The sequence below is a fragment of the Paenibacillus oenotherae genome, from assembly GCF_019443105.1.
GTDB lineage: Bacteria > Bacillota > Bacilli > Paenibacillales > Paenibacillaceae > Paenibacillus_Z > Paenibacillus_Z oenotherae.
In genome coordinates, this window is record NZ_JAHZIJ010000010.1 from 44,106 (window position 1) to 68,716 (window position 24,611).

General features: G+C 48.4%; 23 protein-coding genes and 1 tRNA gene. 10 read left to right on the plus strand and 14 right to left on the minus strand.

Going from position 1 to position 24,611, the window contains the following annotated elements; all coding sequences use genetic code 11:
• The first annotated feature begins 174 nt into the window (after positions 1–174).
• Positions 175–681 carry a large conductance mechanosensitive channel protein MscL gene (gene mscL / locus K0T92_RS14805; protein ID WP_219873258.1) on the plus strand — a complete coding sequence of 169 codons (507 nt, stop codon included), beginning with the start codon at positions 175–177 and terminating at the stop codon, positions 679–681.
• Between the two features lie 3 nt (positions 682–684).
• Positions 685–1,341 carry an NUDIX hydrolase gene (locus K0T92_RS14810; RefSeq protein WP_219873259.1) on the plus strand — a complete coding sequence of 219 codons (657 nt, stop codon included), beginning with the start codon at positions 685–687 and terminating at the stop codon, positions 1,339–1,341.
• On the opposite strand, the gene K0T92_RS14815 is transcribed toward K0T92_RS14810, so the two are convergent.
• Both K0T92_RS14815 and K0T92_RS14820 read right to left on the minus strand, forming a co-directional pair.
• Positions 1,295–1,924 (minus strand): hypothetical protein, encoded by a 630-nt coding sequence (locus K0T92_RS14815; protein WP_219873260.1) that lies wholly within the window; start codon positions 1,922–1,924, stop codon positions 1,295–1,297. The two genes, K0T92_RS14810 and K0T92_RS14815, sit on opposite strands and share 47 nt — an antisense overlap.
• Positions 1,925–2,102: 178 nt before the next feature.
• The gene (locus K0T92_RS14820) at positions 2,103–2,468 is read right to left on the minus strand and encodes a hypothetical protein (protein WP_219873261.1); all 366 of its coding nucleotides are present in this window, start codon (positions 2,466–2,468) and stop codon (positions 2,103–2,105) included.
• 283 nt (positions 2,469–2,751) lie between these two features.
• Here K0T92_RS14820 and K0T92_RS14825 point away from each other — a divergent pair, with 283 nt between their 5' ends.
• A complete protein-coding gene (locus tag K0T92_RS14825; protein WP_219873262.1) occupies positions 2,752–3,171 on the plus strand; it encodes a hypothetical protein in 420 nt (139 codons plus the stop codon).
• Positions 3,172–3,409: 238 nt separating this feature from the next.
• Here the strand turns inward: K0T92_RS14825 and K0T92_RS14830 are convergent.
• Both K0T92_RS14830 and K0T92_RS14835 read right to left on the minus strand, forming a co-directional pair.
• Positions 3,410–3,484 (minus strand) — tRNA-Thr (locus K0T92_RS14830).
• A 148-nt stretch (positions 3,485–3,632) separates the two neighbouring features.
• On the minus strand, positions 3,633–5,210 hold the full coding sequence (locus tag K0T92_RS14835) for a sensor histidine kinase (protein ID WP_219873263.1): 1,578 nt from the start codon (positions 5,208–5,210) through the stop codon (positions 3,633–3,635).
• 195 nt (positions 5,211–5,405) lie between these two features.
• Between K0T92_RS14835 and K0T92_RS14840 the strand changes: the two genes are divergently transcribed.
• Positions 5,406–5,663 carry an LSm family protein gene (locus K0T92_RS14840; protein WP_219873264.1) on the plus strand — a complete coding sequence of 86 codons (258 nt, stop codon included), beginning with the start codon at positions 5,406–5,408 and terminating at the stop codon, positions 5,661–5,663.
• 25 nt (positions 5,664–5,688) lie between these two features.
• On the opposite strand, the gene K0T92_RS14845 is transcribed toward K0T92_RS14840, so the two are convergent.
• Complete coding sequence (locus tag K0T92_RS14845; RefSeq protein WP_219873265.1) at positions 5,689–6,639, minus strand: serine/threonine protein kinase; 951 nt, start codon at positions 6,637–6,639, stop codon at positions 5,689–5,691.
• A gap of 126 nt (positions 6,640–6,765) precedes the next feature.
• On the opposite strand from K0T92_RS14845, the gene K0T92_RS14850 reads away from it, so the two are divergent.
• A complete protein-coding gene (locus tag K0T92_RS14850; RefSeq protein ID WP_219873266.1) occupies positions 6,766–6,939 on the plus strand; it encodes a hypothetical protein in 174 nt (57 codons plus the stop codon).
• Between the two features lie 197 nt (positions 6,940–7,136).
• Positions 7,137–7,355 carry a hypothetical protein gene (locus K0T92_RS14855; RefSeq protein WP_219873267.1) on the plus strand — a complete coding sequence of 73 codons (219 nt, stop codon included), beginning with the start codon at positions 7,137–7,139 and terminating at the stop codon, positions 7,353–7,355.
• A 429-nt stretch (positions 7,356–7,784) separates the two neighbouring features.
• Here the strand turns inward: K0T92_RS14855 and K0T92_RS14860 are convergent, their stop codons facing one another.
• The 3 genes from K0T92_RS14860 to K0T92_RS14870 form a co-directional block, all read right to left on the minus strand.
• Positions 7,785–8,630, minus strand: a complete 846-nt coding sequence (locus tag K0T92_RS14860) for a putative bifunctional diguanylate cyclase/phosphodiesterase (RefSeq protein ID WP_219873268.1) — start codon at positions 8,628–8,630, stop codon at positions 7,785–7,787.
• Between the two features lie 207 nt (positions 8,631–8,837).
• Entirely contained in the window at positions 8,838–9,554 is a 717-nt protein-coding gene (locus K0T92_RS14865) for a response regulator transcription factor (RefSeq protein ID WP_219873269.1), read from the minus strand.
• A 126-nt stretch (positions 9,555–9,680) separates the two neighbouring features.
• Entirely contained in the window at positions 9,681–13,517 is a 3,837-nt protein-coding gene (locus K0T92_RS14870) for a response regulator (protein WP_246628179.1), read from the minus strand.
• A 572-nt stretch (positions 13,518–14,089) separates the two neighbouring features.
• On the opposite strand from K0T92_RS14870, the gene K0T92_RS14875 reads away from it, so the two are divergent.
• Complete coding sequence (locus tag K0T92_RS14875) at positions 14,090–14,971, plus strand: helix-turn-helix domain-containing protein (RefSeq protein ID WP_219873271.1); 882 nt, start codon at positions 14,090–14,092, stop codon at positions 14,969–14,971.
• Positions 14,972–15,069: 98 nt separating this feature from the next.
• Here K0T92_RS14875 and K0T92_RS14880 read toward each other — a convergent pair whose 3' ends face one another.
• From K0T92_RS14880 to K0T92_RS14890, 3 genes are all read right to left on the minus strand, one after another.
• On the minus strand, positions 15,070–16,524 hold the full coding sequence (locus K0T92_RS14880; RefSeq protein WP_219873272.1) for an HD-GYP domain-containing protein: 1,455 nt from the start codon (positions 16,522–16,524) through the stop codon (positions 15,070–15,072).
• 801 nt (positions 16,525–17,325) lie between these two features.
• Positions 17,326–17,802, minus strand: coding sequence for a DUF5680 domain-containing protein (locus K0T92_RS14885; RefSeq protein WP_219873273.1), 477 nt, complete (start codon positions 17,800–17,802; stop codon positions 17,326–17,328).
• Positions 17,803–17,815: 13 nt separating this feature from the next.
• Positions 17,816–18,832, minus strand: coding sequence for an IS1595 family transposase (locus K0T92_RS14890; RefSeq protein ID WP_219873274.1), 1,017 nt, complete (start codon positions 18,830–18,832; stop codon positions 17,816–17,818).
• Positions 18,833–18,935: 103 nt separating this feature from the next.
• On the opposite strand from K0T92_RS14890, the gene K0T92_RS14895 reads away from it, so the two are divergent.
• From K0T92_RS14895 to K0T92_RS14905, 3 genes are read left to right on the plus strand one after another with little or no spacing between them, the layout of a single operon-like run.
• Positions 18,936–20,924 carry a hypothetical protein gene (locus K0T92_RS14895; RefSeq protein WP_219873275.1) on the plus strand — a complete coding sequence of 663 codons (1,989 nt, stop codon included), beginning with the start codon at positions 18,936–18,938 and terminating at the stop codon, positions 20,922–20,924.
• Positions 20,925–20,931: 7 nt separating this feature from the next.
• Entirely contained in the window at positions 20,932–21,810 is an 879-nt protein-coding gene (locus K0T92_RS14900; protein ID WP_219873276.1) for an ATP-binding cassette domain-containing protein, read from the plus strand.
• The gene (locus K0T92_RS14905; protein ID WP_219873277.1) at positions 21,804–22,445 is read left to right on the plus strand and encodes a hypothetical protein; all 642 of its coding nucleotides are present in this window, start codon (positions 21,804–21,806) and stop codon (positions 22,443–22,445) included. Before K0T92_RS14900 ends, K0T92_RS14905 begins: the two co-directional genes overlap by 7 nt.
• A 181-nt stretch (positions 22,446–22,626) precedes the next feature.
• Here the strand turns inward: K0T92_RS14905 and K0T92_RS14910 are convergent, their stop codons facing one another.
• The 3 genes from K0T92_RS14910 to K0T92_RS14920 are packed head-to-tail and all read right to left on the minus strand — an operon-like array spanning position 22,627 to position 24,451.
• The gene (locus K0T92_RS14910; RefSeq protein ID WP_219873278.1) at positions 22,627–23,577 is read right to left on the minus strand and encodes a DUF4097 family beta strand repeat-containing protein; all 951 of its coding nucleotides are present in this window, start codon (positions 23,575–23,577) and stop codon (positions 22,627–22,629) included.
• A complete protein-coding gene (locus tag K0T92_RS14915; RefSeq protein ID WP_219873279.1) occupies positions 23,574–24,134 on the minus strand; it encodes an HAAS signaling domain-containing protein in 561 nt (186 codons plus the stop codon). Before K0T92_RS14915 ends, K0T92_RS14910 begins: the two co-directional genes overlap by 4 nt.
• A complete protein-coding gene (locus tag K0T92_RS14920) occupies positions 24,131–24,451 on the minus strand; it encodes a PadR family transcriptional regulator (protein ID WP_219873280.1) in 321 nt (106 codons plus the stop codon). The genes K0T92_RS14915 and K0T92_RS14920 overlap by 4 nt, the downstream gene beginning before the upstream one ends.
• Between the last annotated feature and the right edge of the window lie 160 nt (positions 24,452–24,611).

A 24,611-nucleotide genomic window follows, 5' to 3' on the forward strand; every position in this document is an offset into this window, starting at 1 on the left:
AAGTTCCGTTCTATTCAGTGAAATTCGACATTTTTCCAATTAATCCTTTTTTCTGCGACATGAATTATGGGACTGCGGGATGATTTCCCCGTTCCAAGGCAGCAACGTCTAACCACTCCAGGACAAGATGAGGTATAATAGAACTATCTAACCCAAGGAGAGGAACAGATTCAAATGATGAAGATAATGAAAGAGTTTAGAGAATTTGCCGTTAAAGGCAACGTAATCGATCTTGCTGTAGGGGTTATCATCGGCGGCGCGTTCGGCAAAATCGTCACTTCGATGGTCAATGATATTATCATGCCTCCGATTAGCGCCTTGATTGGCAATGTGAACTTCAAGGACCTGTTCCTTGTTCTCAAGCCGCTCGAGGACAAGCCAAGGCCCGCTACGCTGGCTGCAGCGACGGCGGATGGAATCCCCGTGCTTGCTTACGGCCAGTTCATTAATATTTTATTGGACTTTACGATCATAGCATTCTGTATTTTCATGCTGGTCAAGGGACTTAACGCGCTCCGCCGTATGCAGAATAAGGACTCCGACGCTCCTGTAGAGCCGACAGTCAAGGAATGCCCGTACTGCTTGTCCAAGGTGCCGCTCAAAGCGACACGCTGCGGCCATTGCACCTCCCATCTGAAGGATGATTCCGACGAGGTGTCAGCGGTAGGCGGATTGTCCTGACACATGAGTATCAACAGCAATGAAAGCAGAGAAGAAGAACGCTTCGACATCTATGACAAGTCAGGAGCTCATATAGGCACGGCAGCCCGCAGTGACGTACATGCCCAGGGGTATTGGCATCGTTCGTTCCACTGCTGGCTCATTCGCCGCGAGGGCAGCCGCAAGCTTGTGCTGTTTCAATTACGGCATGGGAATAAGGATACCTTCCCGCTCCACTTCGATATCACTGCCGCAGGCCACCTGACTGCTGGCGAAACGGTTCAACAGGCGGTACGGGAGGTCGAGGAGGAGCTAGGCATCCCTGCTGCCTACGAGTCGCTTATCCCGCTTGGCGAGATCCGTCTTGAAGCGAGGGGCATGGCCCGCGGCAGGCCATTCATCGACCGCGAGATCAGCGATGTCTTCGGCCTTGTATATGATGACCCGATTGAATCCCTGAAGCTTCAAGCCGACGAAGTAATCGGAGTGTATGAGGCGGAGCTGGATTCAATGATCGCTTTGTTCGAGGATCATCTGGAAACTGTGACTGCCCAGGGCTTCGAGGTCCATGAGGATGGCCGAAGAGTATATGGCGAACGCCTGGTGAAGGCAGCGGAGTTTGTTCCACGGCCCTTCACTTGCTACGCCGACGTATTCCGTTCTTTGCGAGCGCATGCTTAACTTTCCCCGATAAATTGCGGCGGTCAGGCTGTGCCAGGTTATGGCCCTTGCCCCCTGATTTTCTCCTGCTGGTGACACCTGCGGCCGCATTCCCTCTCCCCTGCTGGCCCATGACGCTTTCCCACTGCCGATACCACCCGTCAATCATTCCATGAATGTTGTAGAAGATTGTGCTTACTGGCGCGACATCGAAATCGTTCAGTTCCCTCTCGTTGTACAGCCTCGCCGCTTCCTGATGAATGCATCCATGTATATTCGAGCTCTCTATGAACCTCCCCAGCTCATCTGCTGTTGCAAAGGATTGCGGATTGAACAGGATCCGTCTCTCTGCCGCCCGGTTGTAGCAAGGGGTATAACGTATTTCCTCCGGCACACTCTGCCAAGGCGCAACCAATTGTGGGTTGTACCCCTGCCGGTTGTACCACTGAAGCGCTCTGGCAATAAATTGCCGATGAAATTCGAGGAATCTGAGTCCGTATCCAGCCGGTATGTTCGCCGGATTATCCTGATGGTTCGCATGATGCCATTGACGATGCTCTTCGAGAAGCGCCCTTGGGAAATTTCTAATAATCGACATCATCATTCCCTCCACCCGTACAGTCAATTCCTTTACAGTATGCTGTTCAAGGTCTACCTGTTCGTAATCAGGCTTGTCCGCAGGCCATCAAAAAAAATCCGCCCATCGCAATATGCGACAGTGCGGATTATAGCCAGGCGCCGGTTCAACTTCGGATGGTACAACTCAGTTACTGTGATTGCACCTACAGGTTCGTACAACCATCGTTCGAGACGCAGATGTCGAAAGTAATACGAACGTCACAGCATTCGCCAAACACGCAGCTGATACGCACACAAGATAATCTGCCTTGATTGAAGAAACAGACGACATTACAGTTGTTACCGATCAAGTCTTCAATAACTTTGCGGTTTTTACAACGAATAGCGCGAACGAGCTTTGCGGCTACTTGACGGTTTCTCAGCGAGCAGAAGAAATCACATAGATCTTCTCCGGCCTCCTGAATACCTTCTACTGCACCATCCTGCTTCTTACAACAACTTGAGCTTGAGATACGGGCGCGGTTTTTGCGAACGACTTTGACATTGCTAAACTTAACCTTGGCTGACACTGAATCTCCTCCTCTAAGGCGAACTTGAGATAATATATGAGAGGTGAGAGATTATGGCATGGACAGGAATTCCCCGTAAAATGTGTATTCTCAAAGCCTTCAAGAGCGCATAGTCAACCGCTTTGCGGTGGAGATGCCCTGCTATTATTTTGCATGATAGATAAGATTGGCAGAACATGCGTATATCCTATCAATATTCCACATTAATCCAAATTAGGACTACCATTAATAGAAAACGTATAGTAGAATGATGTCGAATCTTACCAAAAGAGGAGGGCATCACATGAAAAGAATAATGCTGGCCATCATTTCTTTGCTAAGCATCAGCGCACTGGCTGCCTGTGGAGGTGGTGGCTCAACGTATACATCTGATGATGTTATCGCTGCTTTTACTAAGGCGGGGCTCGAAGTAGAGGATGCCGTTGCAATTTCCAAGGAAGACATGGGTATCGTTCCTGCGAAGTTCAAAGAAGGCAAAAGATTCTCGATTCCCTCTGCTGGAGAAGCCGAAGGCGGAAGAGTTTTTGCTTTCGATAACGATTCCGATCTGACAGAATTGAAGGAGTTTTTCGGCAAGATTGGAGAGGAAGGAACGATCTTCTTCACTCGGACAGCTGATAAAGGGAACATCTTGATTCAAATTACCGGACGAGTAGAGGAAGAATTGTTCAATAAGTATAAAGCTGCTCTTGAATCGTTGTGATTCTGCAGGCGCCTGCGCTTAGCCATCCATACTCATCGAACTCAAACAATCATGCACGGCATAGCAATGGAGGAAGAGGCGTCCCAAGTCATTCGCAGATGACAGAGGGGCGCCTCTTTTTGACCAGGCGGATTTTCGGCACCTCATCGAATAGCAAGGGCATTCCCATAAGAGGAGCACTCAAACAAAAAGACGCGGTTCCGAATATTCGGAAACCCGCGTCATTACTGGCTGCACATGGTGCTGATGAAGGGAATTGAACCCCCGGCCTACGCATTACGAGTGCGTTGCTCTACCCCTGAGCTACATCAGCAGAACAAGATGTCATTATAAGCGACCTTTATAATATATCTCATGATAAAAATAAAAGTCAAGCTTTTTTTCACGCTGTTACACCCTAGTGCAACACACACTGGTATCATTGCACCAAAAGCATGCCAGGCCTCCCTCCACGCCGCTCATCACTTCGGTTTGCAAATGAGCGCGCGCCTTCTGGGCTTGACGCCATCAGCCGGCGGCTGAGGCAGCTCCAGCTCCTCTGTCTCGGCAGCAGCCGGACGCACCGGGAGATAGAGCATGAACGTGCTCCCCTCTCCCTTGCTGCTCTGCAGCTTCAGTGATCCGCCCAGCAAACGCGACAGCTGCAAGCTGATTGAGAGTCCCAGGCCTGTCCCGCCATACTTGCGGTTAATGGCGCCATCCTCCTGCCGGAAGGCCTCAAAGATGAGCTGCTGCTTGTCCGGATCGATCCCGATCCCCGTATCTGCGACGCTGAACACTACCCTCGGCGGAACCAGGGGCCGGATGGCCGGCCGGCCCCATGACGCAGGATTCCAGTTGCGGATGCGGCGTGAGCTCTGCGGTCCGGATTCGATAGCAGCGGAGCCGCCCTCGTATCCCACATGCAGCTTGACGCTCCCCTGCTCAGTGAACTTGAACGCATTCACAATCAGATTCCGCAAAATTTGATTCACACGCAGCGCATCCGTCCGGATCGTGCCGGGAACATTCTCTGCGACCTTCATCTCGAAATCCAGCTTCTTCTGATCGGCAACCGGTTGAAATTGCTGATGCAGCATATGCACCAGATCATACGTAGAGACAGGCTCGAAGACGACATCCATCTTCCCCGCCTCAACCTTGGATAGATCCAGAATATCGTTGATGAGCTGGAGCAAGTCATTGCCGGCCGCATGAATCAGATCACCGTAACGGATCACTTCGCTTTCATAGCTGTCCTCATCATTATCCCGGATCAGCTGCGAAAGCAATATAATGCTGTTTAGCGGTGTCTTCAGTTCATGGGACATGTTCGCCAGAAATTCCGACTTGTATTTGGAGGCTTGCAGCAGCTCATGCGCCTGGTCCTCCACCTCCTGCTTTGCTTCACGCAGCGCTCTTGTCTGCCGCCTCAGCAGCATGTTCATCATGCGCAGATCATCAACCCGCTGCTGCTCCATCCGGAAATCTTTGATAATAAAAACAAACAGGCCGCTGAGTATTAACCGGAGCGGAAATGCCACGATGCCGATATTGTACCAATACTCCCAACAGTCCATATTGTTCGTAATATCGTATACAAGAGTGGCATTCAGCGCAAATACGATATTCAGGCCAATAACAGCAGCAGTGCTTTTCCAGACAGACTTCCAGGATACCCGCTGCAGCCCATAGTTCATCGCCGCCCCTACGAGGCCAAGCACAATCATGCTGACAAAGCCCGCCCAGCCCATACTGTCCAATCCGAAGAACAGGCGCCCGGCACCGATTCCGAAGCCGATAATCGCAACAGCCGACGGGTTCGGCAATACCAGCACAGCAACGATAAGCGGCACGAACCGCAGATCGACCAGCGTATCATGGATTCGCAGGCCAAAGACCATGGCAAGCCAGCCGCCAAGAATGAAGATTGCAATCGTTATGCCGTACTTCACTTTAATGCTTGTATGCTGGAATATGTATTTGTAGCCCAGATTGAACAAATAAGCAAGTGTTATTAGAAGGCTTATATTCACCAAAAATATTTTGGAAAACGTCAACCGAAACTCCCCCTACTAATTATAGGCATGCCCCGCAACCTGTAGTTGTCTGCGCCTCGAAGCTTTTAAGTTCTTACTCTATTATCGGGGAGCATATGATGGATAAGTACACTATTAGCTGGTGCCAAGGAGGGATTCATTCTGTCAGATACCAATCAGCTCACGCCCCAACTGCTGTATCAAAAGGAGCCCGGTATGGTCAAGTCCATACTCCACACCCGCAAGCTTATGCATGACTTGTGTGCAAAGCATTTGCACCAAAGGGTTAGGGTGGAGACGATGGACGGCATCACGTATGAGGGAACGATTATCCATATCGATCATTGCCTGCTTTATTTGCATTGCGGCAATCCTGCGTGGGACGTAGACCGGACCTTCGCTAATCCTTACAGTGCGATACTGCCCCTCGTATTATACGAACTTCTGGTCATTACCCTTCTTTACACATCATGAATCACATTGAATCATTCCGAACCGCTCAGCTCGGTTCGGCTCTTGCATGGATGGACAAGTCCATGGACTCAATTGCGCTCCCTAGTGCCGAAGCGCTCTGAGCGGCATCAACGAATGGCTCGCCTTCACCGAGAGAACGGCGAATCCACTCCGCCATAGGAGCGGAAAGCTGCAGCTCCTGCTCCCAGCCTTTGTCCGCCGCCCCCTCGATCGTGGGAGTGTAACCGGAATATAGCAGGAATAACGCCAGGTGGCCGATGCCATACAGATCGCTCCCAGGCTCCGGCTGGCGCATACGGCGTTTCACAGCTCCCCAGCTTACACTGCTTCCAGCGCCGCCATGTTTTAGGCCACGCTCATGAGAAGCAGCAGCTTCGGAGCAGTTCTCATGCCCTGCCTCTCCTTCTCCCAGCGCTTCCGCAAGATCAGCTGGAAGCTGCTCGCCAATTCCGCATGCAAGCCCATAATCGATCAAATATACATGATGCCCATTCGTTATAACATTAGGTATCCGGACATCCCGATGGACATAGCCAGTAGCATGCAGATAGGCTAATGGGCGGAGCAGCTCACGCAGCACAAGCGCTGCAGCTCGCTCATCGAACAGCATGCCCTGCTCCATCACCCGCTCTTCCAGATTAGCGCCGTCCAGCAGCTCCATCACGAGCGCCATCCGTCGTCCGCTCCCGACATAATCGATCCAGGCAGGAATTTGCGCATGAGACAAGTCTGCCATAATGCGGCTCTCCCGCTCTAGCAGCGCAAGCCCCGCCTTTCCTTTGCTCGGCTTATTGAGCTTGATCAGAACTGCGCTGCCGGAGCGCAGATCGACGCCGGCATAGGCTTGACCATAGCTGCCCATGCCGATGAATCGAATCAGCTTATACCGCTCAGCAATTACTTTTCCTTGCCGCAGCGGGTAATCCCGCCAAGCATTCAATACGCTCTGCAGCCAGCCCTGAAGATAGCGAAACATACCCTGATCCCCCTCCGCAAAGCAATTTGCAATTTTATCCATCGTATGCGAAACCATCGATCATCTCTTGCGTAATTTAATAAAAGCATACACAATTGCCCGCTATTCTTAAAGGAGGTTTTACTGATGTTTAAATACTTGATCAAACGATTAATATATTCATTAATGGGACGTAAACACCGCCCGCAGCATCATTACAGCAGCAGCGCATACAAGCATCGTTATCCGCACAACTACCCTCCTCAGCAGCATTATGGGCACAAGCGCTACAAGCGCAGATACAGCAGCTACTCGAGCTAGTCATAGCCAGGCGGTTGTCTGAACCTTGCACAACAACCGCTTATTTTACAAGGGCGGTTGTTGTGTTTTATTGTTGGCATCAAATGAAATTGTTAAGAATATGTTAGCAAAACAAACATATGTCTTACCTTCCCTTTATAAGGGACTAAAGGGTTTACGTTACAATGGGTACAAATCGAGATCGGAGGTGCATGGCGATGACGAAGGTTATCACCTTCAAGAATCGTACCGTTCCCGTCCACTACCCTTCCGAGCAAGCAACCTATCTAGAACTGCTTCATAATAAGCTGCTTGAAATGGAGTACAACTTTGATTTCCGCAAAAAGTGGAGACGGATAGCGTCAGTCGAAATGATCCGTGACGTGGCGATTCTTCAATACAACGACGGAACAAAGCTTTATATGGAAGTATGCTGATCGGCTATATGCAACGGGCAGCCCTATGTCTGAATACTGGACATGACGGGCTGCTCTTTTGCGTTGTTATTCAAACGCCGAGACAAACGAGATGCGAGCTAGGCGAAGTCATGCGAAACCGCAGTTTTTTCCCCGTTTCTGACCTGATAAAGGTGAAATGCCTGCCAGAGTGCAGGTATTTCACCTTCGTTTCCCCTTAACAGCCGATTTTTGCTCAAATTCATGCGTGATCGCAGGAATTGTACCATTATGGCGTCTTGTAACCGAAATTCATGCACATTCGCAGGCTTCTTACTCCGTCACGCTGCCTTCAAAACACTTGGAGAAGAGATCATCCAGAACGTTGTTTGATGATTTAACGAAAAAGATGCTTCCAGTCCCACTTTTCAGTGGTTTTCGAGGCATCCCTTCACATCATTTTGGACTGACTCATTGGATACTGGACTTTTCGGGACAGCCCCATGCGGCTATTGAAGCACACAGCTGTGATTGAAGCAGGTGGGGCCCAATACCCGTCCCCTCAAGCGGCATGCCAAGCAGATAACCCTGATGGAAATCACAGTTCCATTCTTGAAGCAGCTTCAACTGTCCGGAATCCTCTATCCCTTCAGCAACGACCTCTAATCCGAGCCGATGAATAAGTGTAATCAATGACTCCACCATAATCCGATCCCTGGAGCTATCGCACAGATGCTCGATAAACGACCGGTCCAGCTTCAAGGTGTGCAGCGGAAGCAAGCGCAAATAAGCGAAGGAGGTATGTCCCTCTCCGAAATCGTCGAGCGCAATGCGAACGCCTGCATCTCTCAACCGGCACAGATTAGTAATGATAGGTCCACGGGAATCAATCCTGATGCCCTCCGTGATTTCCAGCTCCAGACATTGGGGAGGGGTGTTCGTGGAATCCAGTATCCGCAGCACAGTTTCTACAAAGCCTGGTGACTGGAGCTGCAATGTCGAGACATTAACGGACATAATAAGAATGCCCAGCCCTTTATTATTCGCCGCATGAAGCATCCTGCAAGCTTCATGGATGACCCATTCGCCGATTGGCACAATCTGCAAGCTCTGTTCGGCAAGCGGCACGAACTCTGCAGGAGATACAGGTCCGTAGTCAGCATGATCCCAGCGCAGCAGCGCTTCGAAGCCTCTCAGCCGCCCTGACGCGCCATAGATGGGCTGATAGCATAATCGCAGTTGCTCCCGATCAAGCGCTTCCCCCAGCGCATTCATCAGCTCGAGCTCCCGATAGCTTCGTATTTCTTTCCGTTGCATGACCGGTTCATCTCCGCTCATTATCGTCATTGTCATCCTTTCGCAGTGTGGTCACGAACAACCTTTTGCCTGAATTCTGACACATAACAATTAGGAAAGTTGGAAGCCATTATTAGAAAGTTGTTAAATTTTACCCTGAAAATAAAAGAGAGAGGCCGCTTGCGCCATTCATACCTGCCGCGTGCAGCCTCTATCCGAGTGAATAAACTATTCCTCTATTTCGTTCATATATTTATACCCGACGCCCCATACGGTTCGGATGAACTTGGGCTCCTTGGGATTGCTCTCCACCTTGCGACGAAGATTGACGATGTGCACATCAATCGCGCGGTCGGTTATAAAGGAGTCGAATCCGCGAATGGCATTAATGAGATCCTCACGGCTGAATACCTTGCCCGGATGCATCAGGAACAATCTCATCAGCTCAAACTCGGAGAAGGTCGTCTCCACCAGGTTCCCCCGCACAAGCAGAAGCCGACGGTCCGTATCAAGACGTATGGCCGCTTCAGGCCGATGTGCTTCATTTCCTTCATTGCTAACGCCAATTGCAACAGGCTGAATCAGCCGGGCACGGCGAATAAGCGCTTCCACCCTTGCACTTAGCTCATGCATGCTGAACGGCTTGCACAGATAATCATCTGCCCCGGCGCGCAGCGCTTGAACCCGTTCTGATACTTCTGACTTCATCGATACGATCATGATGGGGGTGCAGGACGTCTGTCGGATTTGCTGGCACAGGCTCGTTCCGTCCCAGTCTGGAAGCATCAGATCCAGCAGCACCAGATCCGGATCATATTGCTCCAGCAGCTCCAATCCATCAGCACCGTTCTGTGCTTGTCTAATGTCATAGCCCTCTTCCGACAAATACATCGATAGCATATCGCTCATCATGACGTCATCTTCAATGACTAGTATCTTGTACATCAAACTCCACCTTTGAGGGAATTGAAGATTGGTCTTCTGAAATGCGTCTACTATCATCATACAATAGCCGACAAAACCCAACAATAGATTGTTAGAAAAATGTTAGGAAAAATTGTCGAATTTTGCTTATTTGCCCTCAAGTACCCTCACCATTGGAACAAGCACACTGCACACATGCGCAGATGCAGAGAGAATCGCGGCTTCATCGCGTGAATCCTCCGATGCCTTCAGCAGGATTTCCAGCTCATCTGCCGCCGCAGCAAGCTCTGCAGCCGACAAGTTGCTGGCCACTCCCTTCAGTGTATGCGTTAGCCGCCTCGCCAACTGATAGTCGCCGTCCGCAAGCGCCTGCTGAAGCTGGACATCGAATCCCCTGTAATCACGAACAAACAGCTTCAGCATATGGTTCAATATATCCCGTTTACCGTTGACTCTCTCAAGGGCGGCAGCAATATCAAGCCCCGATACCGCTAGCGGGAACCCTTCCTCATGCGCAAGCAATGGCTTATACGCAGCTCTTGCAGCCTGTGTTTCTTTATCCGTTCCGGGACGGCGCTCTCCGCCGGCACTCAGCCACCTCGTGATGACTTGAAGCATGCGTTCCGGCTGAATCGGCTTGGTCAAGACATCATTCATGCCCAGTTGGATGTACCTGTCATGGTCTTCCCGGATAATATTGGCGGTTAGCGCAACAATGGGCAGACGGTCATATTTGGAATCCATGCGAATGATCCGCGCCGCCTCATCCCCATCCATCTCCGGCATATGAATATCCATCAGGATCAAGTCCCAATGGTTCTGCTCCAGCTTGCGGAGCGCCTCTGCTCCCGTCTCTGCGACGTCAACGGAATAGCCCCATTCGCGCAGATGCTCCACAGCAACAAGCTGATTGATCTTGTTGTCTTCGGCAAGGAGGATATTGCCTCTCCGCTGCTTCAGAGGCTCCGCTGCAACAGAAGCTTCCCTTGCAGAAGCCCCTTGATTCCCGGATGGGCTCTCCAATGTCGCGAGCATCGCCTGGTGCAGGCTGATCCGTTCGATCGGCTTCACGAGGATAGCATCCGGCCGTTGGGACTCCGGCAGCTTGAGCAGCTCTTCGCGTCCATAAGCAGTCGTCATCGCTATGGTGCGGATGCCAACCGCCTTCGCTGTCTCATGATAGTCCTGCCACGTCTCCTCGCCGAACATATCCTTCATTTCGAAGTCCAGCAGCACCGCATCCGGCAGGGCGCCAATTCCTACCCGGGTAAGGCGCTCATGCGAATTTTTCCAGGAGGAGAAGACGAATGGCGACAACCCCATATCCTCCAGCTCTGCACATAGAAACTCCGACATTCTGGCATAATCCTCGACAACCCAGATTGCCAGTCCTTCCTCAAGTCCAATAGCGTAACGGCTCTCCGGAGCAGGAGAAGCAATCGCGAACCGCAGAGTGAACGTGAATCTGCTGCCTACGCCTGACCTGCTCTCCACTCCGATGGTGCCTCCCATCATCTCGACAAGGCTCTTCACGATGACAAGTCCCAGACCGGTTCCGCCATACTTCCGGCTCGTCTCGATGCCAACCTGCGTAAACGGCTTGAACAGCTTGTCCAGCTGCTCATCCGTCATGCCGATGCCTGTATCCTCCACCGTAAACTGAATGCCAATAGAATCTGCCGCATCCTCGTCTATGAATTCAAGCTTCATCTCAACATGACCGCGTTCCGTAAATTTGATTGCATTCACGCACAGGTTGAGCAGCACCTGCTCCAGGCGCAGCGGATCTCCGATAAGCGCCGCAGGCAGCTTGCTCGGCGTTTCGACAATGAATTCGAACTGCTCCTTGCCTCCAACGAATACACCCAGCAGGTTAGCCAGCTTGTGCATAAGCTGCTCGGGATCGAAGGCGACCTCATTCAGTTCAATTCTTCCTGCCTCAACCTTGGAGAAATCCAGAATATCGTTAATAATGCCGAGCAGCGCCTCCGATGAGGCTCTGGTCTTGTCCAGATAATCCTGCTGCAAATCGGTCAGCCCTGTCTTCTGAAGAAGGCCCGTCAAGCCAATAATGCCCGCCAGCGGGGTTCGAATCTCATGGCTCATTCTGGCCAGAAACCGGCTCTTCGCCATGTTCGCATCATCCGCAGCCCGCTTCGCCTGCACGAGCTCGGACTGCACTCTCTTCTGCTCCGTAATGTCGCGGGCAATACAGGAGTAGAAGGTCTCTCCTGTGAGCTCATCACGATGCGCCACTAATATTTTGGATACATGCACGACATCGCCCTGCACCGTCCTGAGCAGCGCTTCGCTCTCCTGATAGCCCTGCTTCTTGGCCCCGGCAATCCCGTCCAGCAGTTCGCTGATCGTCTGCCTCGACACCAGTTCGTTCGGGCTGTCCGCCGACGATTGATCGATGCCCAGAAGCTTGCGCCCTGCCGGATTCAAGTACCATAGATGCCCTTGCTCATCAAAGGAGGCAATCAAGTCCAGCGCAGCCTCCATCACTTCCAGCTGCTGGTTGCGGGTCTTCTCCGCCTGCTTCTGCTCGGTGATGTCCCGCGCGATCCCTGCAACGCCAATGAACCGCCCTTCATGATCACGGATACCGTTGGAGCTGTGCGCAACCGGAAATCGCGAGCCATCCTTGCGGACATACATCCACTCCCGCTCATAGGAGAACCGCTCGCCCCGCAGCTCCTGGAACACAGACTCGTCCGGAGCAACCTCGCGCCCCAACCTTGCGCTGAGACGGGCAGCTTCCGCCTTCATATCGTCCGGATCTATGAACAGAAGCCCTGTCGCCTTGTGCACGACCTCCTCAGACTTGTAGCCAAGCATCCTCTCTGCCGCCTTGCTGAAATAAGTAACGCGGTACTTGTCATCGAGAACAATGAACGCATATTGATTCTGATTGATGATCGCCTCCAGCCTGCCGAACATATCCCGCAGATGAAGCTTCATCATATTGACGGAATGAGACAGCTGCGAGATCTCATCTCCGCCTTCCTCCGATACCGAATTAACGTCAAAATCTCCCGCAGATGCTGCTTCGGTGACACTCAATACCCGTTTGATCCGTATCACTAATCTGTCCGTCAACATATAAAGAAGCAGAATGATAATCGCTTCCGCCACTAATATGGATATTGCTGTCCGCCATAGCAGCGCATACAGCGGCTGCTCGATCTCCTTCAGCGGAACATGGAGCGCAATATGCCAGCTTGTGCCCGCCACCTTCGCATAGAAGACAAGGGAACGGCCTGATGCATTGTCCAGTCTGCTGTATCCATGGAGCTCCGACAGCATCTTCGGGGCCACTTCCTTGAATGGCAGCTCCGGAGACAGAATCGAGGCGTCCTTCCTCTCCTTGTCGCTTGGATGCTCGGCAATCGTTCCGTCCTCTGTAAATACGAAGACCTGATCCGATTCGCCGACATGAAAGCTCAAATATTGCCTGTACAGCTTCTTAGTCGATATCGCCGCATCGACAATGCCGATTACTTGCCTTGAGCTGCTGTATACAGGCACTTGAATAACAAATATATTGTCATTGGTAAACTTGCTTATGAACGGGTCGGTAATGACAGTCTTGCCGGATACCGCTTCGCGAAACCAGTGCTGCTCTCCGATCTGAATGATTTTACCAGTGCTCAGCCTCGTCCGTCCGTCCAAATCCGCAAAGCCGATCGTAAAAAATTCCGAGCCCTTCCTCAATGTCTCCGTGCGAAAATAAAGCTCCCGTTCGTATTCGCTCCCCGAACGAACCTGATCCGTACGGCTCATTACCTCTACCTCGGCACGTCTGGCATCAATCCATGCCGATAGATTGCTGGCATTGTTCTGTACTTTGGTATACGCATTATTGATCAGAGCTTCCATAATGGTTGTTCTGGCCGTCTGATAATTGCCGATACCGACAATCGATAGCGGAATGAACGTAATCAGCACAGCGAGCACAAGCACCTTTGTACGAAGCGACATTGTTCTCAAGCGACTTCCCCCTAGGCATTGGTACCTTTGGGACTATTATACCTTCTGTTTTTGGCGCTTCATAGAGGCTGTGCCGATAATAGCATACGCCGAATATAGTAATGCTTGGAGCAGAATCCCTTGCTGATCGTAGGCCGATCACATTTGACCCATTGGCATTTGTCGGGATAAAGCGATTGGCGGACCTTTATAATGGAGGGATCCCCGTGCCTGCGCCAGCGTTGATGATGCATCGAGCACATTCCCTTCGCTTTTACCGGCTTATTGCAGCCGTCCATGCTACATTCGTTCATGATCAAGCTTCCTTTCTTCGTAGAGACGAAAATCGTCATGTCCTGTCTACCATTATGAGAGATAGCCGCCGCATAATAAAGAACTGTAAGAGCTCTACAGACGAGCCTGGCCCTGGCTTAGAGTCCTTAATCGTCCTTAACAACCATTTCATGCAGGCAAGTTTAAATTATTAACCAGTTGATAATATCCGCCGCCTTTTTTATACTTTTAAGAGACATAGGCATAGAGGCAGACATCAAGAGAAAGACACGTTGAGGAGCAGGTTTAGTATGACAGTATTCGATTCCATCTTCCAAATCATTAAAGCCCCGATGGCCATTATGCAGAGCTGCGGCAATGAGCTCCGGTTCCAGTGCGCCAATCCGGCATTTACTAAACTGGTCGGCTGCTCGGAGACAGAGCTGAGAAGCAAGCCGCCCCACCAATTATTCACAGCATGGAATGAGGGCATCTGCTACAAGGAGCAGGGAACTACCTCTTGCCTTCTGAACCAGAATCTGTCCAGCCGACAAATTCAATTGCGATTGACCTGGCAGAGCATTGAGGATGCCGAGCAGCCTTCGCATCTGCTAGTTGCTGAGGATATTTCGGCCAAAGCATGGATCACAATGATGAGCCAATCGCAGAATGTGATGATATCAGGGGTTACAAATTCCGACTTCATTATTCATCAGGTCGATCAGAACTATCCACTGCCTATGATTAGCGGAGATATCGTCGTGGAACGGCAGTCTGCTTTCTCATTCGTTGAGGAGAGCGAGAAGGAACGCATCATGCAGACGATCGGACGGGCAGTCGAGCAGAAACAAGCCGAGAGCCTGATCGTGCAGACGAATAGAATTGCCGATGTGTGCCAGCTTGAAGTTCACGTCACCATCTGCCCCTTCTTCAATGGAGACGGCAGCCTGGAGCAGTACGGGTTCGTCGTTAGCGATCTGCGGCCCATTCCAGACAAGAACGATCCCTCCGTCACCCTTAAAATACTGATGGCCAGACATAACATATCCACACAACAGCTATCGGAAGTAACCGGTATATCGCAGCAGACCATCTCCAAGCTGCGCAACGGCAAAATACGCAAGCCCCAGCGCCTGACCGCAGAGCTTATTGCAGCCGAGCTGCTTGTGGCTCCGCAACAAATCTGGCCCTAAACGAAAAACACCTCCAAACCACGCTGTTGAAGCGCAGGATTGGAGGTGTTTTTGTGAAAACGTTTGAATTCGGCTTACAGATCAACGCGATTAGACGGTTATTGGGCCGCTTCTTGTACATGAACGAGCCGCAGTCCCCTATCGCTGGCAGCCATCTCGTGGAAGAACTCCGGATTCTCCTGCGCAAGCCGTATCCAGGCTGCCACACAGGCAGGATCAAAGTGCGAGCCCTGCTCACGCTCAATGATGGCCATTGCCTCGTCATGCGACATCGCTTTGCGATAAGAGCGCGATGAGGTCAGAGCATCATAGACATCCGCGATGGCCGTAATTCTGGCCAGAAGCGGAATATGCTCGCCGGCGATCCGATCCGGATAGCCGCTGCCATCCCACTTCTCATGATGCGACCGGATGACAGACAGCTCATCATGAAGAAATCCAAGACGCTTGCACATGTCATAGCCCGATACAGGATGCATCTCGATCACGAACCGTTCCTCATGCGTCAGCTTGCCCGGCTTATTCAGGATCGAATCCGGCACCTTAAGCTTGCCGACATCATGCACGACGCCACCTTGCGCGATTGCGCGAAGCTGGTCGCTCGTAAGTCCCATCTCCTCTGCCAGACGCAGCGCATACAGCGCCACCCTCATGTTATGGCCCGCCGTATAGGCATCACGAACCTCGGTCGCCATTATGAGCGCCCTGACGCTGGGCGTCATGCACGCCTCCAGCCAAGCCCGCGGATCAGATTGAAACAGCACCTTCAGCGATGAGCTGAACGAGCCGCGCGAGAAATATTGCTGGATTAAACCGCCCAGCATCATAATCATAGAGCCCAGCAGCAGCATATGGTACAGCCACCAGCTCAGCTGCCATATCGTGCCTGCCACCATAATATACTGTGAGGCCAGCAGCCACCCCAGACTATACACAATTGCACCCTGCAGCGGGAACCGGGCAGCCTGGTAGGACTGCCAATAACGGTACATCGTCCATAAGCAGGCCGCAGCCGTCAAGCCTGAGGCGATCCAAATATAAGGCTCATCCAGCAGCGGCACAACATTCATAAGCTCCGGATAACTCATTGAGAGCACGCCAACAACAACAAGCAGCAGCAGCCAGCATGGAATAAGCCATGCCCGCCATTGAGCCAGCAGCCGTATGATGGGGTTATCCGGTGATACCGCAGACAGAAACAGCCACATGACTGCAAGCATGATGCTGATCTGGGCTGCTGCGCCCGCTATGCCTGTATGCTCCATCAGAAATCCCGGCGTCGATAAGCCGTGAAGGACGAAGATGCCCGCCAACGACACATAGGACAAGGACAAGAAGCCGACCTTCAAATTGCGCAAACGTTGTCCCGCAATGCCGACAGCAACCGCCAGGATCAAGGCAAGGCCGGAAATTGCACTGACCATGTAGAAATGTCCGGTGGGCGAATGCACAGTAATATCGGCGGTCTGCGATGTGCGAAGCCATTCAAAGACTCCGATCGGCAGCACCATCGATGCTAAAGGCCCAATAATAGACCTTCCTCTTCCACGCATGGAAGTTCCTCCTGTTCAAAACAATGATGACTGACCGATTGTACATAGACTTGTTTTTACAGCAACCCCAGGCTTCCTGACAAGATCGATTGAAGCTGTGATGAGGAAGACTAAGAGGCAGCGGCCAGCAATCTGGATTCTAGCAATTATTTGTGGAAGTAATGAACCGAAAATGCCGACATGTATAAATCTTCTTTCTTCGACAATATCGGTTATTTGATCATATTTATTTAGTGCTGCTGTCATGCGGATTGAATAATTGCGTAAATTATTATCCATTTATTATAATAAAAAGGATTTTAGCCTAATATAGGAGAGGCGTAGGAGAGGCATGAAATGAAAAACCAAAACATCTTTTTGGAAATGCGGGAACGCTTTTTTAAATTCTGGCGTCTTCATAGTGTAGTCCATTTTTTACCTAAAAAGTAGCTACGTGAATCCAATGTCCGATAACAGCGTTTGGTATGAACTCCATAATTCGAGTGGAATTTATAAAGAAGAAGACGCAACAGATGGTTTTAGTGGAATCCTGTTCACAGACTCAGTCCCAACGGCGGATTATCATCTTGACCTTAACCCGGATGGACCTAATTATACCGGCGTTGTTGCAAATGGCAAGGCAAAGAACTAATCGTTATCGATCACAGTGTAGAGGTAGAGGACAGCTTGTCCTCGCCCTCTACACTTCTTACTTCATTATTCTAGCGGGATGTGACAAGGTTGAAAATAATTGAATCTCTCAAGATCGAGTTGATCTTATTTCATGGCTCTTTTCGTAAATATTGTTGCTAAGAGGAGTGGTTATCGAACTACCCCTCCGTTGTAGTGCAACTCATATACCTTTTGACCGTCTAAAAGAATTATTTCCTTCCCATAAAAGCAGTCAAGAGTACCTTCGTACTCATTTTTGAAAAGGTAATTGTCCGATTCAAAATGGTTTGGACCACGATATATTGACTTTGTATCTACCAACCTTAACGCTTGTCGAAGGAAACTATAAATCGGACCAATGATATCCCAATTTGCGTTCGGAATAATGACACCGCCTGAATAGACCATTGACCAAATTGGACGATTCTCGAATTCAACCGTTTCTTGTCCAATAAAGAAAGCCGAACCAAAGTAAATATCCCGATAAAAGTAATCACCACTGCGGTATTCCAGTTGTTTTGAACCGTTTAGTAAAGGTTGAACCGATGCATCATCACCCTGGGATGCGTAAGTGCTTCTTTTGGCTTCTACAAGGAAGTTGATAAGATGCTCGTGATTAATAGACATATGAAACCCTCCATTACGATGCACTTCTAATAACTTGAACAGATGTGAAGTTTGCTTTCTTGCAAGCATCTAAAACCATATTCCGCTTACAAAGTTGCTTTTCAAGGTTCTTTTGCAATTCCAAGAAACGGAACCACATTAAGTAGTTGTCCATGTACTTTGTAGCAACTCCATTGAACCGCTCCATCCACTTTTTTAAACGTCGGTGATATGCGTTAACGTGCTGGATGTGGTAAACGCCTTTCTTTACATATTCACCCTTGTTGGAGTTGATAATTTCGTGAGAGATGCCTTTTTTCTTAGCAAATGACTTGTAGTTTGTAGCAGAATCGGTACATAGCACGATTTCTTTATCAAGGCATTCGCCTAATGTTTGGTCAATTTCGTTTGCGGTGATACGCCCACGCCCTGCCACTTTTGTGATAATGCTTCCATTACGGTCATATGCAACCACAACGCTAATTTGTTCATTGCTAATGCCACGTTTTTTGGCAACGCCACCACGTTTCCTTGGCTTACGATGAACAATATACTTCTTCCCTTTATCACTCTCTAAGAAGTAGGTTTCATCACTTTCAATGATTCCACGCAGAGTTGTAAAGCCGAGTGAACGTAAAGCGCACAAAACTTTATGTCTCCAGTAGAAAGCTGTAGATACGTGAATATTCAACTCTTCTGCGATTTTGGGCAGACTGACACCTTCAACCATTAACTGAAAGTATTTAAGCCATTTGTGGGGGTGGTGTGTTCCCGAAAGCGGGCTTGCTGTCATGTCGTTAAATGATTTTCCGCAATCTTTGCATAAGTAACGCTGACGAGAACGATACTTACCGTTGCGTTTAATAGCGATGCTGCCACAGTGAACACAAGCCAAGCCTCTGCTGAAACGAACTTCTCTTATGTCGCCAACCATGTTGGCAATATCCTCTTTTGGTTCAGGAAAGAGAGTATCTTGTATGGCTTGGAATAATTGAAGTTGTTCAGCTTTCGGCAAATCACTAAAATCACCATAAACAGAACGCCAGTCCATAGTTCATCCCTCATTTGCAAACAAATGTTCTGGTTTTATTATATCACAAGCCTCATTTAGCAACAATCTTTTAGAAAAGAGCCTATTTCATAGAAGCAAGTGGATGTATTTGTTGTTTTTGGGTTCACTGCTATACCTCGGGTACAGAGCTAATCTGGCTTTTGGAATATATGCACCGGGTCAGATCGTTAACGGAACGGCCTATATCGTACAATCTGCTATTTTCTTGTTCATGGTATATGGAATATTATTAGCGAAGCAAGAAACAATGGATGAGTCTTACGAGGTCTTTCGGACCATTTACAAAGGCTGGAGAAATAAAGTATTTGCTAAAATGATACACATCACGATTATAGTTTTACTGTTTTCCGGATTACATGTACTTCTTTTATTTGTATTATTCGGATTTAATAATATCCCTGCCCCCTTTTACTATTCTTCATTTTTATATATTGTCCTGTACTGGGTTCTTCCTTTTATGATTTCAGGCGCACTAGGTCTGTTCTTAGGAATTGTGGTCAAGTCGAAAATTGTATATCCTCTCATGATGATTATAGGGGTCTTCATTGGCCCTCTGAATCAAATGGTTTTTATAGCTTTAACAAAGATGCTGCCTGTTTGGCTGCAGAAATTAATGTTTCTAATTAACTTGGGACAATCTGATCCCTTCAGAATTTATAATATCGTTTATGGAAGCCCCTTGGAAGGATTTCGCTGGAACACCAAGTTCTATTTTTTGGCCATGATATTAATTATTCTGGTTACGACTGTTTTCGCTATTGAAAAGCGGAAGCACTTTAAACTAGCCCTCATTCCGGCAAGTGCCTTGGTCCTTTTATTGGGAGCACTGAGTTGGAATGAGATGTCCCCGCATCTAGATGAACTCACTTCAAAGCAAGCCATATCATCAGACACCAAATACTACAGAGATACAAAGGTAGCTAAATATAATGCCGCTAACACCGATTTTATTGTGAAAAGCTATGATATGGATATAACGGTGGACAATGGTTTAAAAAATAAGGTTAAAATGAACCTCGAACTAGGAAGTACAACAAATCAACTGATCTTTAGCTTGTATCACAATTTCAGAGTACAAAGCATTCGTTTTCATAATGAAGAAATTCCCTTTGAACAAGAGGCAGATTATCTGACTGTTAATTTCCCTGGAAAATTAGACCCCTCTATAGACTATGAGCTAGCCATTGACTATGAAGGTTATGGACCCCAAAGGTTTTTCTCTAATGACCAGGCAATAATGATGCCAGGTTTCTTTTCCTGGTACCCGGTGCCGGGAAACCAACCGACAGCTGAATTTGTTAATAAGACCGTTTTTTACACGTTCAATTCACAGCAGCCCGTTCAATATACAATGAAATATACAGGACCTACACCTCTATTCACGAATTTGGACGAAACTTCTAACCATATATGGAGCGGTCGGTCAACTTCAGGAATAACGTTAGTTTCGGGTGATATGGAAGAAATTCAAGTCAATAATAAGGTTGATTTGGTTAGACCCTATACATTGTATACGATGCCCAAGGATTTGGATAAGGACGTATCTTCTTTTATTGATTTATATGGAGATATTGCACAAGTACTAGGACAACCTCGGAAGGATATTAATAAAATATTTTTACTTGAAACAAGGTTGGGTCAATCCCCGGTATGGGTTGAAGATGGATATGCCATTTTGGATGTGGCAGTAGGAAATAATAACGTTTTCACTTTAAGCGACTACCTCATACAAAATATTGTAGAGGCAGCAGTTCAAAACTATTCATGGGAACGGCAAGATAAAACAATGAGGGAACTGTATACCAGTAGCTTCTCCTATTGGTATGGACCAAAAAAATATAACATGGATAAAAAGGACAGTTTTTTAATCTATCAATACTCCTCTATCATAGACAGCTATTTCCCGCAAAATAAGAGCACATTTAATAAATTAGTTGAATTTCTCGATGCAAATCATAGCAATGATGAAAAAATACATTCGTTCTTCATGAGCTGGTTAGATTCGCTAAGGAATAAAGAATATTTCGGTTGGGACACATTGGATACTATAATCAGCAACAACAAGGAGTGAATCAAACATGCATCGTCTTCAGATCGATAATATCTCCAAAAAATATGGCGCTTTTAAAGCATTGGATAATGTTTCTTTAACATTATCCAATGGTATTTTTGGATTGCTAGGACCCAATGGAGCCGGGAAATCGACATTGATGAGGATTCTAACAACGCTGCAGCCTTTCGATACTGGTTCTATTAAATACGGGGAGATATCCTGGAAAGAAATGCACAAGGTTCAAAAAATTATCGGTTACTTGCCACAGCATTTCTCGTTATATAAACATTTATCCGTATTCGAATGCTTAAAGCATATTTCGATATTAAAAGGGGTTAGAAAAGCAGAACTGCAGGAGCAAGTATACAACGCTCTTGAACAAGTCAATTTGCTGCAAATCAAAGACCAAAAAATCGGGAAGTTATCCGGCGGGATGTTACGGCGCGTAGGCATCGCTCAAGCTATAATAGGCAACCCGCAAATAATCGTAGTAGATGAGCCAACAGCAGGGCTGGACCCGGAAGAGAGAATCAGATTCAGAAATATTCTTCATACAATTGGCCGGAACAACATTATTATCATTTCATCACACATTGTCGAGGATATAGAGACACTTTGCAATGAGGTTGCAATCCTGCACAAGGGTAAAATATTGGGGAAAGGCACCATAAACTCGCTAAAAATGAATGCCGAAAATGTTATTTGGTCAACGAAAGTCGAGAAGAACGAGTTATTTGCACTCCAAAACGAAGTGAAAATAATTTCGCAGCAATCCAAAGGCGACTACTATGAAGTACGATATTTAGGCAACACGCAACGAAATCCTCATGATCAATTGCAGGAACCTACTCTCGAGGATGCTTATTTTTACTTTATGCAAAAGGTTGACAATTCCCAATGCTGAGAAAAATAAATCCGTACTTTCAGTTGAAGAGCATGGGGATCAGTGCATTTTTGCCTTTAGTCACCTCATCTTTTTTAGTGCTTATCGTATTTATTAACAGCGGAAGTTTAGTGGATTCCATGCCCGCGATCGAATTTATTTTCCCAATAATGGGGTGTTGGTGGAGTATATTCGTTTTACATGATCTGTTAGCTGAGAAAGGCGGGGAAGTGCTGTTCGCCCTGCCTGTCAGAAGGTGGTGCTACGGATCGCTTAATGTGATGACTTTTTATATCATGTACATGCTTCTGATGGTTATCATGCTGCTTGTGATGAGCAACTGGTTCAGTCAATCTGAGCTTGTGTCTATGGGACTGCAGTTAGGGGCGCAATCTTTCTTTTATGCCGGGTTAGGATTTTTAGCGATGGTGTTAACGAGAAATACCGGTTGGTCATTAATCATTGTTACTTCATATTTGTCAATCGAATTATTAACCTTTAGAAATTCGATTAGCATGTTCGATATTTATCTTCACAATGTAGAAGCAATACCGGTTCCCGAGCTATCGAATTTTTTAATTAAAGTTGTGATTCTAGGTGCAATTTTATTTATAAATGCGCAATATTTTCTATCAACAACAAGACGATACAAATAGAGCTCGGCTGGCGCTTTTTACGTTAGAAGTCCAAGCTCGCAAAATGCTGCAGCATCAGTTTAACTGGCCTGGGGTATACGTAATAGGGGTAGTACCGGTGAACTGGAAGTTCGCTGGCACTACCCCTATTTGCCGTTCAGAAGGCCTTACGGACTCGCTTGGCAGTAATCCTTAACAGGTCTTAACGCTGCTCGATCGTTAAATTGCCGGAGCCCGTGCTGACTTGAATCTCAATATCCCCTGCGCCAAACGTAACCTGCTGGTCGCCTTCATCGTCAGAAGACTCCTCTTGCTCATTCCACTTATTATACAACTCCCCGGAGCCCGGATTGAATTCAAACCGTGCCGATGCAGGCTCCTTATCGGTAGCAATAGTAACATCGCCGCTGCCCGTATCCAGATTCATCGCATGTTTAATTTCATCCAGCTCCACCGAAATGTTGCCGCTGCTGACGTTTGCTTTCAACTCTGTGCCGCTGTCAACCAGCTCAACATTGCCGCTGCCGCCATCAACGGAAACTTTGTCCGCCTTCACTTTGTCCAGCGTTGTGTTGCCTGAGCTCATGATCACTTCCACATTCTTTGCGGTCAGCTCGTTAAGGCTCACATTGCCGCTGCCCAGCTCCGTTGAGAACTCATCGGCCTCTATTCCCTCCACGGTGAAATCGCCGGAGCCGCCCGTCGCCTTGAACGAATTAGCCGCAATATCTCTCACATCCAAATTGCCGCTGCCCATATCCAGTACAATCTGCTCCCACTTCCGGGCCGGGATTTCCACCCTAAGATCAAGATCCATAATATTCACACCTATGGAGAAGCCTTCATTCGTATCGGCTTCAACTTTAACTGTGTCACCGTCACGTTCCAGCTTCAGTATAATTTTATCCTTGTACTTCTTGCTGGCCTCTCCGGATATTCTCGCTTTGATCTCCTCCGAGGAGCCTGGCACAATCTCCAGATCCATCGAGCCCACATCGAATTGGATACGCTTGACGCCGGCTCCATCCACCGATTCTTCCTTGTTGTATTCTACGGCTCCCATGGAGAACAGCCCATCGAAGCTGAAGGATGACGAAATGCCGATTAGTCCGACGACGATTAATATTAATGCAACGACAATCCAATTTCTCATTTTTTGTTCCCCCTTGTAATCATTCTGGAATTAAACCGCAAATAGTTCAGTGTCATGCGGGCCACAGCGCGGGCAAGCCGATGTGTTCCGACGCCAGTCAAAATTCCGAGCCCCATCAGTACCGCAGCCAGAGACGAGCCTTGCAAATAAGTCAGCTCCGTTCCCCATACCGATTCATAGATCGCGGCAAGCGATGAGAGACATAATGCCCCGGCAACCGCGTAGAAGGAAATAAGGACAGCCAAGAGCGCAATGTAAGGCCCCAGCACGAATATTAAATTGAAGAAGCCAAGGCTGACCGCTGCAAGCACAGCCCGCGATACATGAGTAATGCTGCCGTTCTTGTCCGCGGCCTGCTCAACCCGGTACCCCAGCAGCAGCTCCTTAGCGATCTGTCTCGGGTCGCCAAGCTCGACTGCTGCCGCTTCCTCCGACTGTCCGTTCTCCACGGCGATGCGGAAATGCTCCTCATAATCATACATCCAGTCACGTCTTATCGGCTCCGGCACAGGCGCCAGCAGCTCCCAAAGCTCCTGCAGAAATTGTTGTCTAATCATCGTTCGACACCTTCCTTGATTATTTGGTCCACTGCTTGCGAGAATGACCGCCATTCAACCGTCAGCTCCATTAAATGCGTATGGCCAAGTGGTGTAAGCTTGTAATATTTGCGAGGCGGACCCTCCGGCGATTCCCTCAAATAAGTCGAGAAATATCCCTCCAGCGTCAATCGATTCAACAGCGGATATACACTCCCGACAGCTACCTCGAATTTATGAGAGATGGATACGGCCAATTCATAGCCATACCTATCCTCCCAAGCTGTTAAGGCCAGCACGCACAATTCCAGTACGCCTTTCTTAAATTGCACATTCATCCACAGCCGCTCCCTATTACATATCATTTGGTATTCATTATTATAGAATAGTGGGGCAAAAAAATAATCCCTTGCAGCTATAGTATATGACTTACTATTCATTAATGCAATATAGGTTGGAAAACTTTATTAAATCTTTACTCTACAGGGCTACAGGACT